Annotated in this window: 16 protein-coding genes; all 16 read right to left on the bottom strand. The window is 39.5% G+C overall.

From position 1 onward, the window contains the following. Window positions 1-64: 64 nt before the first annotated feature. The gene (locus ESP02_RS04100; RefSeq protein WP_010732493.1) at window positions 65-1,111 is read right to left on the bottom strand and encodes a lysylphosphatidylglycerol synthase transmembrane domain-containing protein; all 1,047 of its coding nucleotides are present in this window, start codon (window positions 1,109-1,111) and stop codon (window positions 65-67) included. Between the two features lie 10 nt (window positions 1,112-1,121). Further along, window positions 1,122-1,394: a DUF1294 domain-containing protein gene (locus ESP02_RS04095; RefSeq protein ID WP_002374564.1), complete on the bottom strand. Its 273-nt coding sequence runs from the start codon at window positions 1,392-1,394 to the stop codon at window positions 1,122-1,124. A 28-nt stretch (window positions 1,395-1,422) separates the two neighbouring features. After that, complete coding sequence (locus ESP02_RS04090; RefSeq protein ID WP_002374562.1) at window positions 1,423-2,337, bottom strand: diacylglycerol kinase family protein; 915 nt, start codon at window positions 2,335-2,337, stop codon at window positions 1,423-1,425. A gap of 130 nt (window positions 2,338-2,467) precedes the next feature. Next, window positions 2,468-3,700 (bottom strand): peptidase T, encoded by a 1,233-nt coding sequence (gene pepT, locus ESP02_RS04085; protein WP_002291957.1) that lies wholly within the window; start codon window positions 3,698-3,700, stop codon window positions 2,468-2,470. A gap of 13 nt (window positions 3,701-3,713) precedes the next feature. Continuing rightward, a complete protein-coding gene (locus tag ESP02_RS04080; RefSeq protein ID WP_002374561.1) occupies window positions 3,714-4,835 on the bottom strand; it encodes a Nif3-like dinuclear metal center hexameric protein in 1,122 nt (373 codons plus the stop codon). Further along, complete coding sequence (locus ESP02_RS04075; protein WP_002374560.1) at window positions 4,832-5,533, bottom strand: tRNA (adenine(22)-N(1))-methyltransferase TrmK; 702 nt, start codon at window positions 5,531-5,533, stop codon at window positions 4,832-4,834. Before ESP02_RS04075 ends, ESP02_RS04080 begins: the two co-directional genes overlap by 4 nt. 144 nt (window positions 5,534-5,677) lie before the next feature. Continuing rightward, complete coding sequence (locus tag ESP02_RS04070; protein ID WP_002374558.1) at window positions 5,678-6,118, bottom strand: hypothetical protein; 441 nt, start codon at window positions 6,116-6,118, stop codon at window positions 5,678-5,680. Between the two features lie 128 nt (window positions 6,119-6,246). After that, entirely contained in the window at window positions 6,247-7,173 is a 927-nt protein-coding gene (dnaI, locus tag ESP02_RS04065) for a primosomal protein DnaI (protein WP_002306563.1), read from the bottom strand. After that, on the bottom strand, window positions 7,173-8,546 hold the full coding sequence (locus ESP02_RS04060; protein ID WP_002374556.1) for a replication initiation and membrane attachment family protein: 1,374 nt from the start codon (window positions 8,544-8,546) through the stop codon (window positions 7,173-7,175). Before ESP02_RS04060 ends, dnaI begins: the two co-directional genes overlap by 1 nt. Window positions 8,547-8,568: 22 nt before the next feature. Further along, window positions 8,569-9,060, bottom strand: a complete 492-nt coding sequence (gene nrdR, locus ESP02_RS04055; RefSeq protein WP_038398767.1) for a transcriptional regulator NrdR — start codon at window positions 9,058-9,060, stop codon at window positions 8,569-8,571. 313 nt (window positions 9,061-9,373) lie between these two features. After that, window positions 9,374-9,706, bottom strand: a complete 333-nt coding sequence (locus tag ESP02_RS04050) for a hypothetical protein (RefSeq protein ID WP_002374553.1) — start codon at window positions 9,704-9,706, stop codon at window positions 9,374-9,376. Between the two features lie 51 nt (window positions 9,707-9,757). After that, window positions 9,758-10,387 carry a dephospho-CoA kinase gene (gene coaE, locus ESP02_RS04045; protein WP_025478500.1) on the bottom strand — a complete coding sequence of 210 codons (630 nt, stop codon included), beginning with the start codon at window positions 10,385-10,387 and terminating at the stop codon, window positions 9,758-9,760. Further along, window positions 10,351-11,187 carry a DNA-formamidopyrimidine glycosylase gene (mutM, locus tag ESP02_RS04040; protein ID WP_002374550.1) on the bottom strand — a complete coding sequence of 279 codons (837 nt, stop codon included), beginning with the start codon at window positions 11,185-11,187 and terminating at the stop codon, window positions 10,351-10,353. Before mutM ends, coaE begins: the two co-directional genes overlap by 37 nt. A gap of 44 nt (window positions 11,188-11,231) precedes the next feature. Then, window positions 11,232-13,877 (bottom strand): DNA polymerase I, encoded by a 2,646-nt coding sequence (polA, locus tag ESP02_RS04035; RefSeq protein WP_002374548.1) that lies wholly within the window; start codon window positions 13,875-13,877, stop codon window positions 11,232-11,234. Between the two features lie 124 nt (window positions 13,878-14,001). Beyond that, complete coding sequence (locus tag ESP02_RS04030; RefSeq protein ID WP_002374546.1) at window positions 14,002-14,685, bottom strand: Bax inhibitor-1/YccA family protein; 684 nt, start codon at window positions 14,683-14,685, stop codon at window positions 14,002-14,004. Then, the gene (locus tag ESP02_RS04025) at window positions 14,678-15,163 is read right to left on the bottom strand and encodes a MaoC/PaaZ C-terminal domain-containing protein (RefSeq protein ID WP_002291977.1); all 486 of its coding nucleotides are present in this window, start codon (window positions 15,161-15,163) and stop codon (window positions 14,678-14,680) included. The genes ESP02_RS04030 and ESP02_RS04025 overlap by 8 nt, the downstream gene beginning before the upstream one ends. Window positions 15,164-15,393 lie beyond the last annotated feature (230 nt).

Raw genomic sequence — 15,393 nt, 5'->3', positions numbered from 1 at the left:
TTCAAGTGACATAGCTTCCTAATGTTTTTCTTTTATAAAAAAAAGGGTAGATCTTATAAAAGACCTACCCTTGATTTTCTTTATTCTCTTTTTTTACTTCTATTATTTCTTCTTTGATCACTCTTCGCCGTTCAGCAATCACATACACAAATCCATAGAGAAATGGCAAGATAAAGGAACTGAAACGATACAACAAAAGCGAAGAAACTGCGTCAACTGTTCCGACAACTGGTCTAAACAATAACAAGTAGACAAATTCAAAGGATCCAATACCAGCTGGCGTAGGAATAACTCCTGAAAGCACTACTGCAAAGCTGATAAACGAAATGGTCAGTAGGAAATCTATTTTAGGATGGTTTTCAATCAGAATCAAATAGGGAAGTACATACCAAAATACAAGTTTCAACATATTCCATAGATAAATCCGCAATAGCGCAGTCCTGTCTTGGATAATGGTTTGGACCGTTTCCCTTAAAGAGTAGATCTGCTGATTACATGTATCCACCCATTTTCGCAAACGCTCACTCTTAAATAACTTATTCGATAAGCTGACAAAAAATATTTGGACATTCAGACTGATGGACATTACCAATAAAAAGGCAACAATCACGATCGTCAAAAGAATGCCAGCAATAATAAACCAGATCATTGACGGACTATTAGAATAAAAAAGAGAGAATTGGATGAGCAAGCCAGCTAACGCATAGGTAATCACTGCAAGTTTGTACATGATCATATGGAGTGCTGTCACCCCTGCTCCCTGAGACAGTTTCATTCCTTTTTTATTATAAAAATAAATTTCCGAGATCAATGTTCCTGTACCAAATGAAACGATTCGATAAAATGCAATATAGCTAGAGGTCAGAAACCCATCTTTCGTTGTAAAATTCGGCGCGAAAGGTTCCGCAATCTCTTTGATCGAGCGCCCTTCAGCGATTTGGTAAACTGTCCCTAATATAACAGTGGCTGCCAAAACGACAACACTGGTAGACAGTAATTCGGCAAAGATATCTGCAAATGATTGATTGATTAAATAATAAATAATAGCAAAAATCGCAATCAGCAAAAGCAGATTCAGAATGATTTTAATTTTCGTTCCTTTAGATGACATCTCCTGCTCCTTAATGGAAAAAATAAATGAGAATCAAATCAACAAGCGCACCCGCAGTGAATCCTACGGTAAACTTCTTTTTCCTTGTTTTATGATGAAAAACTTTCCGAGAAATCAATCCTCCCAAACCACCGCCTAACAGACTGACAAATATCAAATTATTTTCAGGTACACGCCAGCCGCCAGTTCGAGCCTGATGTTTATCATATCCCATCAGACAAAATAAATAAAAATTTACAATGAATAGATAAAACCACAAAGGATTGTGTAACAATACATCCATTATTCTTCTTCCAACTTTCTATTAACTACTATTTCTGATCTTTTTCTTCTTTTTTTGGTGAATAAACTGCTAATCCTTTTGATACAACAGATAATTCAACTGGAAGATCATCTGTCGTGTCTCCATCTGTCCGAGTGCCAACAGATCTTTCCTGTGCTTTGATTTTCATGCGTTTGGCTGTGAAATAAGTGATGCCAGGTATCGTATAGAATTTTCCTCTCATGATTCTAGGCAAATAAAAAATAAATCGGAAAATATCTAAGGAAGGTACGATCGTTACATGGAATTTTCCATCATCTGGGGTCGCTGAGTCGTCGAAATTTGTAAAGCCGCCCACGGAGTTAGACATCGTGACTGTCAATAACTGGGATTTTCCTTTCCAATGCTCCTCGTCTGTTTCTAAATCCAAATGATATTTTTTCTTCTTCAGCAATAACTTAAAGAATTTCTTGATAAAAATCCACGAGCCATAACGCTGTTTTTCTTCTTGACTGATCCAAACTGCTGTATCGGCTAAGATACCGATTGTCAGTGTAGAGATAATGACTGCATCATTGACTTGGCCATAGTCTATTTTTCGGACATTTCCTTCTAGAATCACATCAGCAGCCTCTTCTTTCTTCAAGGGGATTTCAAGGACACGTGCGAGATTATTGACTGTTCCACCTGGAAGTAACCCGATATGATACTGAGATAACGTTTGCTGGAACGCTTGAACGATATGATGGATCGTGCCGTCCCCTCCTATGATCACTAGAGTATCGGCTCCTATAGCTTCTGCTTTCTTGACTAAATCCGCATGGTCAATCGACGGGCCAGTTTCAGCTAAATCTACAAATAATTCCGGTTGCTTTTCTTTTACATAATCTTGAAACCAGCGTGCTAATTTCTCACCCTCATCTTTCCCTGAACTTTTGTTATAAAAAACTAGCAGCTTTTCCATTCTTTACCTCCTAATTACTCTTCAAAAAAGAGGGCGGGACAATCCATTCCATTGTCCTGCCCTTTAGCCTTAGACAGATGACATTCCATCATCGGACGAACGCCTTGTCATAAGCTGTTCTTTTTTGATTTTAACTCTTTGTGTTCAATTCTGCAATTTTAACAATCACATCTGTTGCTTTTTCCATTACTTGTAAAGAAACAAATTCGAATCGACCGTGCATATTTTCTCCTCCGGCAAATAGATTTGGCGTCGGAATCCCCATGTAAGAGATTTTTGAACCATCTGTTCCTCCACGGACTGGTTCGATCACTGGAGAGATCCCAAGCTCGATCATTGCTTGTTTCGCTAATTCCACGATGCTCATATCTTTTTCGATGATTTCTTTCATGTTGTAATATTGATCATACATATCTACTTTGATTCGTTCTTGATCAAATCGTTGATTCAATTCTTCTTGGATATGTGTGATTTGTGCTTTGCGCGCTTCGAATTTTTCACGATCATGATCGCGAATGATATAACTCATAGAAGCTTCTTCAGGATTTCCATTCAATGCCATCAAATGGAAGAAACCTTCGTATCCTTCTGTTTTTTCTGGAACTTCATCGGCTGGAAGCTGATTATGAAAATCAATGGCCAGCTGTAAAGCATTGATCATCGTATCTTTTGCCGTCCCCGGATGTACATTTTTCCCTTGGATCGTGATATTTGCTTGAGCAGCACTGAATGTTTCATACTGCAATTCACCTAAAGGACCGCCGTCTACTGTATAAGCAAAATCCACATTGAATTGCTCAACATCGAATTTATCCGCTCCGACACCGATTTCTTCATCAGGTCCAAAAGCTACTTTGATGGTACCATGAGGGATAGAAGGATTATTGATCAAGATTTCCATTGCAGTCATGATTTCCGCAATCCCTGATTTGTCATCTGCTCCCAGTAAAGTACTGCCATCTGTAGTAATCAACGTGTGACCTTCATAATTTTTCAAATTTGGAAAATCTTTTGTATTCAACGTGTAACGTTCTTCCGCATCTAGTACGATCGTAGACTCTCCATCATAGTTTTCAATGATTTGTGGATTGACTCCTACTGCATTAAAGTCTGCTGTATCCATGTGGGAAATAAATCCAATAGAACGCACTTCATGATCGACATTGCTTGGTAATGTTCCCATAACGAATCCATTGTCTTCATTATAGAAAACATCAGATAAACCTAACTCTTCCAATTCTTTTTTCAATTCTTGCGCAAAAGCAACTTGTGTCTGAGTCGATGGGGTCGTTTTGCTTGTTGCATCGGAGCGTGTTTCTGTTTTGACATACCGTAAAAAACGTGGCAAAAGATTTTCGTACATAGTATTCTCTCCTTTAATTAAATTGAAATGGGTTTGTATTCGTTTCAGAGACGAAAAAGTCAATAGCCCAATTTTCTTCTTGTTTCCAAGTCTCAAATTTCTCGATGAACCGTTCCTTGCATAACGATTCAATATAATGTCCGGGATCAATTGCGATCAATCCGGCGCTTTGCATATCATGAGCCGTGTGATAATAGATGTCTCCGGTGATATAGACGTCTGCTCTTTGAGCGATTGCTTGCGGATAAAATTTTTCGCCGCTTCCACCGCAAATCGCAATACGCTTGATGGATGATTTTGTTTTTTGAGGCTGAACGATTCTCAGTCCCTCTAATTGGAAAACTTTTTTTACTTGTTCCACAAATATTTCTAAGGGGATTTCTTGCGGTAATTCACCTATTCGACCTAGCCCAAACTTTTCGACTGGTGCATCAATTGCGAAAAGATTGTACGCAGGTTCTTCATAAGGATGAACTGATTGCATGGCATCAATCACTTGTTTTTCGATTGTTTCGGGCAAAATAACCTCGACTTTTGCTTCTTGAACTTGTTCTGTCTTCCCTACTTTCCCAATCGCTGGTTGTGCACCAACATTCGGAGTAAATCGACCGTGTCCAATCGAGGTAAAACTTGTACCGGTATAATCGCCTTGCATACCAGCACCAGCTGCAGCTAATGCTTCACGCATTTTCTGTGCATGATCCACAGGTACATAAACCGCCAGTTTTTTATAATGGATTTCATGAGTCTTCACTAAATAACTCTCCACTTCAATACCAAGAAGTTCGCAAAACCAGTCATTCAGTCCGTCCCAAATAATATCCATATTCGTGTGTGCCGCATAAACGGCAATATCATGTTTCAACAGATCTGCATACATTTTTTCTTGCGGCTGATCAGTAGTCAGCCGCTTTACAGGACGAAAGATTGGGGGATGTTTAGCAATCAGCAGATCGATTTTTTTCTCGATTGCTTCTTCGACCACTTCTGGGCGAACATCCAATGTCATCATTACCCGTTGAATCGGTTTATCTAATGTTCCAATATGCAGTCCGACTGGGTCTCCTTCTTCAGCTAGCCATTGAGGACAATAGCTTTCAAACTTTTGGATGAAGGTACGTCCGCTGATTGTCATGACTCTAAAACCTCCTCAATCATTTGGATTTCCTGCTCGATTTGTTTTTGACGTGCCTCTTGATTAGCTGCTTGTTTGAGCTGTTCACGGATAGCTTTTCTTTGTTGAAGCTCTCTTGTCCATTTTGATTTGAAGATCTCACTTTTCTCTTCAAGCAGAAATGGCCCGAACATCAGCTCCATTTCACTGTAAGTAACTGGTTTTTGTCCTTTTTCGGCTACAATGATTTCATATATTTTTTTGTTTTCTTCAAGTATTTTTTCTGATTGGATTTTGTATTGGTTTTCTTGCAGCCATGATCGTAACGTACGCTCTCCGATATTTGGCTGAAGGATCAAACGTTCTTGTCCACTTAGGCGTTGATTCAACTTGCCAGCTTCTAGGATATCTCGGATCAGCGAACCTCCCATACCCGCGATTGTGACAGCCGTTATAGCATCTTGCGGTTGGATCGCATCTAGACCATTTGCAAGACGTACAGTGATACGATCTTCCAATCCATCTTTTTGGACTTGCTTACGTGCTGATTCATAAGGACCTTGAACGACTTCACCTGCAACTGCATATTCGATTTTTCCTTTTAGCATCAATGCAACAGGCAAGTATGCGTGATCTGATCCAATGTCTGCTAAACGAGCAGATTCAGGGACAAAGTCACCAACTGCCGCTAAGCGCTGAGATAAATCTAAATGGTTCATAGCTTCACTCCTTCTAGGTAATTATAGCATTTTCCATATAAAATAAGGAGACTAGGAATAAAAAAATTCCCAGATCTCCTTAAAAAATATACCTTTTTGTTCTATAAAACAACATATTCATTTTTTTGAATAAAGTGTTTCTGATTATTTGTTCAACGAAACGTCAATGATCGAATCTCCAGGCACTTGTGGTGGGATAGACATCGTCATGATTGGCATCTCAACTAATGTAAATTGGACTTTGTCACCGATTTTTAGTTCATTTATGTCCACGCTTATTTTTTCAGCAGTAGCGTTCAAAATCACTCCGTCATTGCTGAATGATGTCCCCATATTCGCTGGATCTTCCTTTGCCATGACATCGACGAGTTTCAGCTGAATCGTTTCTTCTTCCGCTTCTACTTGAGTGATGCTTTCAATCGTTCCTACAAATATGCTTTGTCCCTCCGTTTTCGTACTGCTTGTTTTTACTGTTTGACCCGCATCAATCGAATCAACAGAACCTGTGTTGCTATCTGCACTACCGCATCCTGCTAAAATAAAAAATAGACCAACTACAGATATACTAGAAAAAATAGCCCTCATAAAAAATCCTCCGTTTAAGTTTTTGCATTACTTGTTGCGGTGATTGTCTCCGGTCATTTCTGTCCATGTAAAGATTCGCTGACCTGCTTTTACTCCTTGGTCAAATATCAGTTGGACTTATCAACTTTTCAACCATTGCGGCGGTTGCGACCAGTCATTTCGATTTCTTTTGTCAAATAACGTATGCGTTCCATTATGCGTTTTGCTTTCAGCGGCTCTTCATCTCCACGTTGAGTGACGGACAAATGCTGTTCCAATTCATCCATTGTGAAATTTGATGAAAAGAATGTCGGTAGCTGTTCCTGCATCCGATATTGAAGGATGACGCCGAATACTTCATCCCGTATCCAACTGCTCATCGCGTCTGCACCAATATCGTCAATCATTAAAATGGGGGAACGCTTCACTGCATCTAGCTTTTCTGCCACTTGATCTTTTCCGATTGCCTGTTTCATCTCAACGGCAAACGTCGGAAAGTGGACTAATGTCGTGGTGAAACCAGCAATCGCTAGTTCTCTCGCTGTTGCTCCTAATAAGTATGTTTTTCCAATACCAAAACTCCCTACCAAATAAAGACCTTTATGATACCCTTTTGGATCTGCAGTATATTTCTCTACAAAATCTAGGGCTTCTAAGCTCGCATATCCTCGTCCATCTGTACGCTCAAAGTTTTCAAAAGATGCTGATTGAATATCTTTTGGCATATCCATTGCTTTTACTCGGCTTCTAATTTCTTCTTGTCTTTGCCGAGCTAACAATGCTTCTGTTGGTACATAAGTGACATCCACATAATGAAAATTCAACGTCAACTTCGGCTCGTAGCCTGGAGCGATCATCGTTGGATCATTTTTTTGATATTTACGCTTTTCCTGCACGAACTCATACAATTTGGCGTAGCTTTTTTCAATATCTGCTTGTGTCAGTTCTTCTTGGTGTGCACTTAGAAAAGCTTGAACATCCGTATCATTTAGGACGTCAGCAATCATTTCAGCATATTTTTCTTGATAATTACGTTTGCTGATGATCCTCTTCAATTCTTTGCCTACGTCTTCCATTAGATGTCACCCTCCTTTTTCGCCAGGTATTCTTTAAAACGGCGGTCAATCTCTGCTTTTTTCTCACTACTGATCTGTTTTTCATCTTTTGGCTGGTTGACCCAATCAGGAAGCTTTTCCCGCCGAACATTTCGCTTGCCGTTTGGATAATTTGTTTGCTTCTTTTGTTTTGATTGTTTTGCTTGATTGCTTATTTGCCGAATATGCTGAATTGCTTCTTCTGCTGTGGCGATTTTCTTTTGTGCCCATTCATTTGCCACTGTATTCACATAACTAGCATTTAAGCTAGCATTATTTTTGATCACCAATACATAATTCAACAAAACATTGATCACACTGCTGGAAAGACCTGATTGAGAAACAAGGTCTTGCAGTAACCAATTTTCTTGTTTAGAAACATATCCGCCTTTTTCTGACTTGATTGCTTCCAGATATTTCATCGGTGGAATGCTCTGTGCTTCTTTTATCAACTGAAGCGCTGCATTTGTCAAATGTTCATTCGTCGGAGATTCATTGCTGTTTTCAGCAACAGCGACTGTTTCCTTTATTTGCTTTACTGGTCGTCTCTGCATTGCCAAAACAGCTTTTTGCAGCTCCTTCATGGATACTTTTTGTTCACTAAAATCATAAGATTGACTGATGAGTTCACCAAGAGTTAGTTCATCGAATCCATAAAGCTGATGATACATGTCGACTTGTTTGATGATTGAATCATCAAGAACAGTCATATGTTTTTTTGCCAGCCAATCATTCAAAAATTGCCAATCGAATGTCGAATCTGTTTCAAGTAATGCTGCTGGCTCAGATTCTTCAAAAGATTTATTCAGTGATTCGATGTTTTCTTGATTAGCAGCGTATACTGCTTCATTGAAGCGATAAACATCTAAAAATTTTTTTGTGATTTTTTGATATCCCTGTGTTGTATGCCTTTTAGGTTCAAACAACTGGGTAAGCTTCTGGAATCGTCGTTCACCAACTTTTTCCAAAAGAAGAAATGCCAGAACAGAATCTTTGAAAAATGCTTTAGGAACGAGTGGCTCTAACAACTCATAAATAAAACGAGGCCCCAGATCGCTATCTTCTTTAAAATAAACATCCAGTAAGCCGATTCCTTCCAGCTTTTTTCTTGCATCATAAAATTGAGGGATCCCGCAGCCTAGACTACTGAGTAAATCTGCATGCATCCCTTCAGGACCTTCACCAGATTCTTGCGAGATCTCTGATAATAGAGTGAAATAGATACTCAAGGCTTCTCCGCCGATCAGTGGCTGATAAAGATACAGCAAGGCGTTCTTGCTGTCTTCCCTCAGCGGAGCTTCTTTTCTTCCTTGGTAAATATTTTTTGGTTGAAGCTCTTTCCAAGCATTTTCCAAGGAAATGCCTCCTTTTTGTTTCTTAATTGTTTTCTTTATTATTCTCTTTATTATTTTCTTTTGCTTTATCCACGATATCTTGCAACTCTTTTAAGAAAACAGACATATCTTTGAACTGGCGATAAACACTGGCAAAACGGATATACGCGATTTCGTCTAAATCGACTAAATCCTCCATCACATATTCACCAATCAGATTCGTTGATACTTCGTTTTCCCCAAGACTGCGTACGCGGCTTTCGACATGGTTGACGATTTGTTCCATTTGCTCCATAGCTACAGGTCTTTTTTCTGCTGAGCGGATGAGTCCTCTTAAAATTTTATCGCGATTGAATTCTTCGCGTTCCCCGTTTTTCTTGATGACTAATAACGGAGCAGCTTCAATTCGTTCAAACGTAGTGAATCGGAACGAACAATTCTCACATTCGCGACGGCGACGGATCGCACGTCCATCATCTGCTTGACGGCTGTCGATTACTCGTGAATTATTATGTTGACATCTGGGACATCTCATTTTGTCTCACCTCTTGCATCGCATTTTTATATAAAGGATGTGTCTTTCTTTACAACTAGTTGTATTATAACACGAAACAAATCACAAACGCGACTGTCCTACCCAAAAAAACACGGATATAAGAACAATTTTTTCTATTTTCATGCGTAATTATGTCCCCTGTTCTCATCCAATTTCAATTTTCCAGTACTGATGACCTTGATTGCTGAGAAATGACTCGCCCAAAAGCTGATTTAGTCGACTAGCGCAAAAAACTTGAAGCAGATGAACATCTTATCATCTGCTTCAAGTCACGTCTCTATTTCTTACTATTTTATAACTTCTCTTCGATTCCTGTATAGTGTTTCAGTCGTTGTTCCTCGATCTTTTGTTCATCAGGAATGTGTTCACTTTCTGGGAGCGGTGTCTTACTACGATCAGGTGCCGGATTTTTTCGTTCTTGAGTCAAATCTTGCTGTTTCGCTTCTTTTTCTGCCTGCTGGTCTTCTATTTCATCGATTCTTGCTTGGTACTGCTTTTCTTTCTCTTCTGCTGTTTCTGATTGCGTACGACCTTCATCGATTAGATTTTCTTTATTGAGTATTTCGCCGATTTTTTCTTTTGCGTTACCTACGACTTTATCCTTTTGGTTTTTAAATGATCCCATCGCTATCCCTCGCTTTCTATATACTCAGGATAGCAAACTTGACACAGATACTCAAAGAAAGCGATTAGCTAAAAGCCAATTTTCGATTTGTTCCACAAGTTCCTCTTTCGTTCCGTTGTTGTCAAACAAAATATCCGCACGCTGCTTTTTTTCTTCGATTGGAAGTTGACTGCGAATTCTCTGCTGCGCTTGTTCTAGTGTTAGTTGATTACGTTTCATCAAGCGTCTGAGTTGAATATCTGGCGTAGTATAAACGACAGCTACTGCATCCATATAGTGGTCATAATGACCTTCGTAGAGCAATGGGATATCTACAATTACTAAAGGATGATTGGAACTTAGAGAGGCGATTTGATCTTTTATCGCTTTTCGGATAAACGGATCTAATAGCTGATCAAGTTTTTGCCGTTTCTCCTTTGATGGAAAAACAATCATCCCAAGTTTCCCTCGATCTAGCTGACCATCAGACTGCAATATCTCTTGGCCAAACACAGACACAACCTTCCTCAGAGCAAGCGTTCCAGGCTCAACAGTTTCTCTGGCAATCACGTCGCCATCGATCAAAGGAAATCCATGAGACTGAAAGACTTTGGCTGCCGTACTTTTGCCAGTAGCTATTCCGCCCGTCAAACCTAAAACAAAGCCTACTTTTCGATTTTCAGCCTTTGACAATTCGGACAATAGTGAGTCCCCCTTTGTGCCACTTTTGTTTTCACGATCGGTGTCCCACAACGTATACATGGTTTGCCAGTTTGCTGATAGACATGCAGTGCTACTTGGAATCCGCCTGATTCTCCTAATGCATTCAAATAGCTGCGAATCGTGGTACCTCCGGCTTCTATTGCACGATTCAAAACATCAATAATCGATAGACGTAATTGTTCTATCTCTTTTGGACGTAATGTATTCGCCGGTTGTTCTGGATGGATCTTCGCTTCCCATAGTGCTTCGTCTACATAAATATTACCTAGTCCCGTTACTAAACGTTGATCTAGCAGTAAAGGCTTGATTGCTTTGTGCGATTTTTTCAGTCCAGCTGCAAAATCTGCTAATAAAAAGCTGTCAGGCAATGGCTCAGGTCCTAATTTCATGATTCCTCGGTAAGTTGCACTTGCTCCTTTTTCGACGATTGTCATACGACCAAATTTACGTACATCGTTGTAGCGAAGTTGGCTCCCGTCCTCAAAAAAGAAAAGTACATGCGTATGTTTATCGATTGGTGTATTTTCTTTCGTGAATTGATATTTTCCTTCCATTCGCAAGTGTGAGATCAGTTCATAATGATCGAGATGAAAAATCAAAAACTTCCCTCTACGTCCAATGGATTGGATGGTTTCGCCAACAAGAGAAGCCTCAAAGATGGGTGTCTCTGGTTGCTCGATGATCTTGGTCCACAAGACTTGCACTTTCTGAATCGTTTTTCCTACTACTAACCGTTCCAATCCTTTACGAACGGTTTCTACTTCTGGTAATTCTGGCATTTTTTCTTTTCACCTTCATTATATTGCTCTGTCTTAAACAATGTTTATTTTGCTTCGTACCACGTTTTTCCCCAACTGCTGTCAGTGATCAGTGGTACATGGAGAGAAACAGCTTGTTCCATAACTTCCTTCACCAATTTATCTAATGATTCAAGTTCTTTTTCAGGTACCTCGAAGACAAGTTCATCATGAACTTGTAACAGCATCGTAGCTTGAAGACCTGTTTCTTTCAATCGTTTATCCAATTCGATCATCGCGATTTTCAAAATATCAGCAGCACTTCCTTGAATTGGTGTATTGATAGCTGTTCGTTCCGCAAAAGAACGGATATTGTAATTTCTTGAATTGATGTCTGGCAAATATCGACGGCGGTGATACAGCGTTTCAACGTAGCCTTGGTCTTTTGCTTCGCGTACGATTCTTTCCATGTATTCTTTGACACCTGGGTATTTTTCAAAGTACGTATCGATGTATTGCTGTGCTGCTTTTCGGCTGATACCTAAATTTTGTGAAAGTCCGTAATCAGAGATGCCATACACGATACCAAAATTCACTGCTTTTGCCTGCCGACGCATATTTGGTGTGACATCCTCTGCCTTTTCGATTCCAAATACGCGCATCGCTGTGCTGGCATGGATATCTTGACCTTCTAGGAAGGCAGCTTTCAAATGTTCATCATTTGAGATATGCGCAAGTACGCGTAACTCGATTTGTGAATAGTCAGAAGAATAAATCAACCAGTCTTTTTCTCTAGGAACAAATGCCTGACGTATCTTTCTCCCTTCATCTAATCGAATCGGGATGTTCTGCAAATTAGGATCAACAGAGCTTAATCGTCCTGTTTGGGTCAATGTCTGGACATAACGGGTATGCACTTTTCCATCTGATTGGATCACTTTCAGCAGTCCCTCGACATAGGTAGATTGAATTTTTGCGATTTGACGATAGGTTAGGATATCCTCTACGATTGGTGCTTGTTCACGAAGCTGTTCCAGTACATCTACGGCTGTAGAGTACCCAGTTTTTGTTTTTTTGATAACGGGTAATCCCATTTTTTCAAATAAGATCACTCCTAATTGCTTTGGTGAATTCAAATTGAATTCTTCGCCGGCTTCTTCGTAGATTTTTTGTTCGATCTCTCTTAAACGAGCAGAAAACTCGCCCTTCATTTCTTGTAAGCGAGTCGCATCTACTTTGATCCCGCTTATTTCCATCTCTGCCAAAATGATAGACAATGGCAGTTCCATTTTTCGGAAAAGATCCTCTTGGTTCTTATCTGCCAGTTCTTGGCTCAATTTTGGTGTCAACGCATTGATTGCTGCTACTTTTCGCGCCAAATGAGCAAAAAAGAGTTCCTCTTCTTCTGGTAAACCTTTTTTCGCCCCTTTGCCGTATACAGTTTCATCTGATTGAATATCGTTGTATCCGTAATGTGCAGCTATTCCTTCGATATCTGTGCTTTTTTCATTTGTATCGAGAAGGTATGCACCTAGCAAGACATCAAAATCGATTCCTTTCGTTTTTCCAGTATAGCGATTTAAAGCAACATAAGTTCGTTTCGCATCATATACTTTTTTCAATCGGGTCGAATCAGTGATCCAAGAATGGAACGCTTGGTTTTCGAATACAGACAGATCATTCGTGACATAGATTTTCTTTTCTGTCCCCCACGCTACACCGACGATTTCCTCTGTATGATAATTGTCTCCCATCATTTCCACATACAGTGCCATATCCGTAGTAAACATTTCCTCTTTAAATTCATGCACGACTTCAAATAAAATATCATCCATTTTTACTTCTTCTTCAACGATATTCAGTTTAGAAAGGAACTGATTGAAATCCATTTCTTTATAAAACGGAACGAGTTTAGCGAGATTTTTCCCCTCATACTTCAGTGAGTCGATAGAGACTTCCACAGGCGCTGAGGTATTGATGGTTGCCAATTTTTTCGATAAGAACGCTTGCTCTTTATCATTTATCAGATTTTCTTTCATTTTGCTTTGCTTCATTTCATCAATATGCTCATAGATTCCTTCGACTGAGCCATATTGTTTCAATAGCTTGATAGCTGTTTTTTCACCGATTTTAGTCACACCTGGGATATTGTCAGAGGCATCTCCGGCTAGCCCCTTTATGTCAATAATCTGTTTTGGTGTCAATCCATCATATTTTTCCGCCACATGTTCTGGTGTATAACTTTCGATATCGCTGACACCTTTTACAGTGATATCCACTTTGACTTCTTTACTAGCTAATTGAGTCAAATCCCGATCACCGGAAAGTACGACGACATCAAATTGATCTTTGTCTACTTTTTCAGCCAAAGTACCGATAATATCATCCGCTTCATAATTGGGCAATTCATAATACTGTACACCTAATCCCGTCAACAAATCACGGATATATGGCATTTGTTCTTTGAATTCGCTTGGTGTTTTAGATCTTCCGCCTTTGTACTCCGCATACATTTCTGTCCGAAAGGTCGTTTTTCCTGCATCGAACGCAACCAGAACATGCGTCGGTTGCTCTTTTTGCATAACATTTTCAAACATCGTATTGAATGCATAGATTGCATTTGTATGAAGACCGTTTCTGTTTTTGAAACGTTCAAGGGAATTGTGCAGCGCAAAGAATGCGCGAAAAGCCACACTGTTCCCATCAACGAGTAATAATTTATTTTTTGTCATCTTCTTAACTCCTTACTGTAAAGTTCTTATTCATTCTAACAAAGAATCATGCGGAATGCGAAAAGAAAAAGCGGGACCATACCAAATATTTCGGTATAGCCCCAACTGATCAATTTTTTCTTTTTTAGTTGTTCCGTCCAAAGATTCTTAGAAACGCCAAGAACAAGTTGATAAAGTCCAAATACAGCTTCAATGCCATGAATACTGCAATGCCACTATGTGCTGTTCCATTTGTCTGGACATAGATATTACGAATGCTTTGGTTATCATAAGCTGTGATCCCTGCAAAGATGACGACTAAAAGCAGTGAGATAAACAGCTCAACTGCGCTACTTCTCAAAATGAAGATGTTCAAGACTAGTGCAATGATCACTCCGATCAAAGCAGCCTGTCCTGCTCTTCCAACCCCGCTAAGATCTCGTTTTGTTGTTACTCCGACAACAGACATCCCCATGAACATCAAGGTAGCTGTCAAGAAAGCTTGCGTTACTGTTCCAATATCGTAGTATGCAAGAGTAACTGCTAATGTTATGCCATTCAAAAGAGAGTAGGCAATAAATCCACCGATTGCTAAGCTCGGATTCTTTTGTGCTTTTACGCCTAGAACCATTACTAAAATCAGTTCAACGATCCACAGACCCATAAAGCCTAATGGAAAGTTATTGATAAAAGTTGCTAGTTGCAAAGGAAATACCCAAAGAGCCAAGTAAGAAGTGACAGCACTAAGGGCAAGTCCCATACCTAAAAAACCATAAACTTTTGCATAAAAACGATTGATACCTGACATTGATGTACTTGGATTATTCATTTAATTCACCTTCACTTTCGATTGCTATTTCCAATTCAGGAACTTGTGGCGGTTGGACCATAACAACAGCATCCAACACACGATCTTCGTTCGTGTTTTCCGCTTCTACAGAAATCGTCACCACATCCTTCATCTTATCTACTTTTATGACCTCAAACTGAAAAGTCAGTGTTTCATAATGGAAAACCGGTTCAATAAAATTGACAGAAAAATTGACAACATGTGATCCTGGTCCAGGAAGATGCTTTGAAATTGCACTTGTGATGATCCCCATCAGCATCACTGATGGAACGATTGGCTGATGATATTCTGTTTTTTGTGCAAAGTCATGTTGGATATACAAAGGATTTGCATCATTCGTCAATCCCAAATACAGCAAAAGCTGGTTATCTTCAATAGATTCTGTTAAGGATAACGAGTCGCCTTCCTCGATTTCATTTATTGTTTTTCCTAGTTTTCTCGGCTTACCTATGTTCAAGATAGAAACCCTCCAGTTTATTTTTAATCATACATTATTGTACCAAAAGCAGCACAAAAGGCAAGTTCTGCTCCATTGATTTAACAGATTCCTATAGTTTAAAGAGGTCGTGAAAAAGCTGTCCTGCATCAAGTAATAAGAACAGCCAAGAAAAACAGCTTCTCATGTTTTTGATTTGGTTGGGCTTATTACTGCAGATGCAAGCTTTTGAACGCCGTTTATCAAAAGTT

The organism is Enterococcus sp. NBRC 3427 (assembly GCF_007996925.1).
GTDB classification, from domain to species: domain Bacteria; phylum Bacillota; class Bacilli; order Lactobacillales; family Enterococcaceae; genus Enterococcus_B; species Enterococcus_B lactis.
The sequence above is the reverse complement of the archived record's forward strand: the minus strand, read 5'-3'. Positions and strand labels throughout refer to the sequence as shown.

Excerpts from the sequence above, each read along its gene's own strand:
- ESP02_RS04100 (WP_010732493.1), bottom strand. The coding sequence starts at position 1,111 with ATGTCATCTAAAGGAACGAAAATTAAAATCATTCTGAATCTGCTTTTG.
- ESP02_RS04095 (WP_002374564.1), bottom strand. The coding sequence starts at position 1,394 with ATGGATGTATTGTTACACAATCCTTTGTGGTTTTATCTATTCATTGTA.
- ESP02_RS04090 (WP_002374562.1), bottom strand. The coding sequence starts at position 2,337 with ATGGAAAAGCTGCTAGTTTTTTATAACAAAAGTTCAGGGAAAGATGAG.
- pepT (WP_002291957.1), bottom strand. The coding sequence starts at position 3,700 with ATGTACGAAAATCTTTTGCCACGTTTTTTACGGTATGTCAAAACAGAA.
- ESP02_RS04080 (WP_002374561.1), bottom strand. The coding sequence starts at position 4,835 with ATGACAATCAGCGGACGTACCTTCATCCAAAAGTTTGAAAGCTATTGT.
- ESP02_RS04075 (WP_002374560.1), bottom strand. The coding sequence starts at position 5,533 with ATGAACCATTTAGATTTATCTCAGCGCTTAGCGGCAGTTGGTGACTTT.
- ESP02_RS04070 (WP_002374558.1), bottom strand. The coding sequence starts at position 6,118 with ATGAGGGCTATTTTTTCTAGTATATCTGTAGTTGGTCTATTTTTTATT.
- dnaI (WP_002306563.1), bottom strand. The coding sequence starts at position 7,173 with ATGGAAGACGTAGGCAAAGAATTGAAGAGGATCATCAGCAAACGTAAT.
- nrdR (WP_038398767.1), bottom strand. The coding sequence starts at position 9,060 with ATGAGATGTCCCAGATGTCAACATAATAATTCACGAGTAATCGACAGC.
- ESP02_RS04050 (WP_002374553.1), bottom strand. The coding sequence starts at position 9,706 with ATGGGATCATTTAAAAACCAAAAGGATAAAGTCGTAGGTAACGCAAAA.
- mutM (WP_002374550.1), bottom strand. The coding sequence starts at position 11,187 with ATGCCAGAATTACCAGAAGTAGAAACCGTTCGTAAAGGATTGGAACGG.
- polA (WP_002374548.1), bottom strand. The coding sequence starts at position 13,877 with ATGACAAAAAATAAATTATTACTCGTTGATGGGAACAGTGTGGCTTTT.
- ESP02_RS04030 (WP_002374546.1), bottom strand. The coding sequence starts at position 14,685 with ATGAATAATCCAAGTACATCAATGTCAGGTATCAATCGTTTTTATGCA.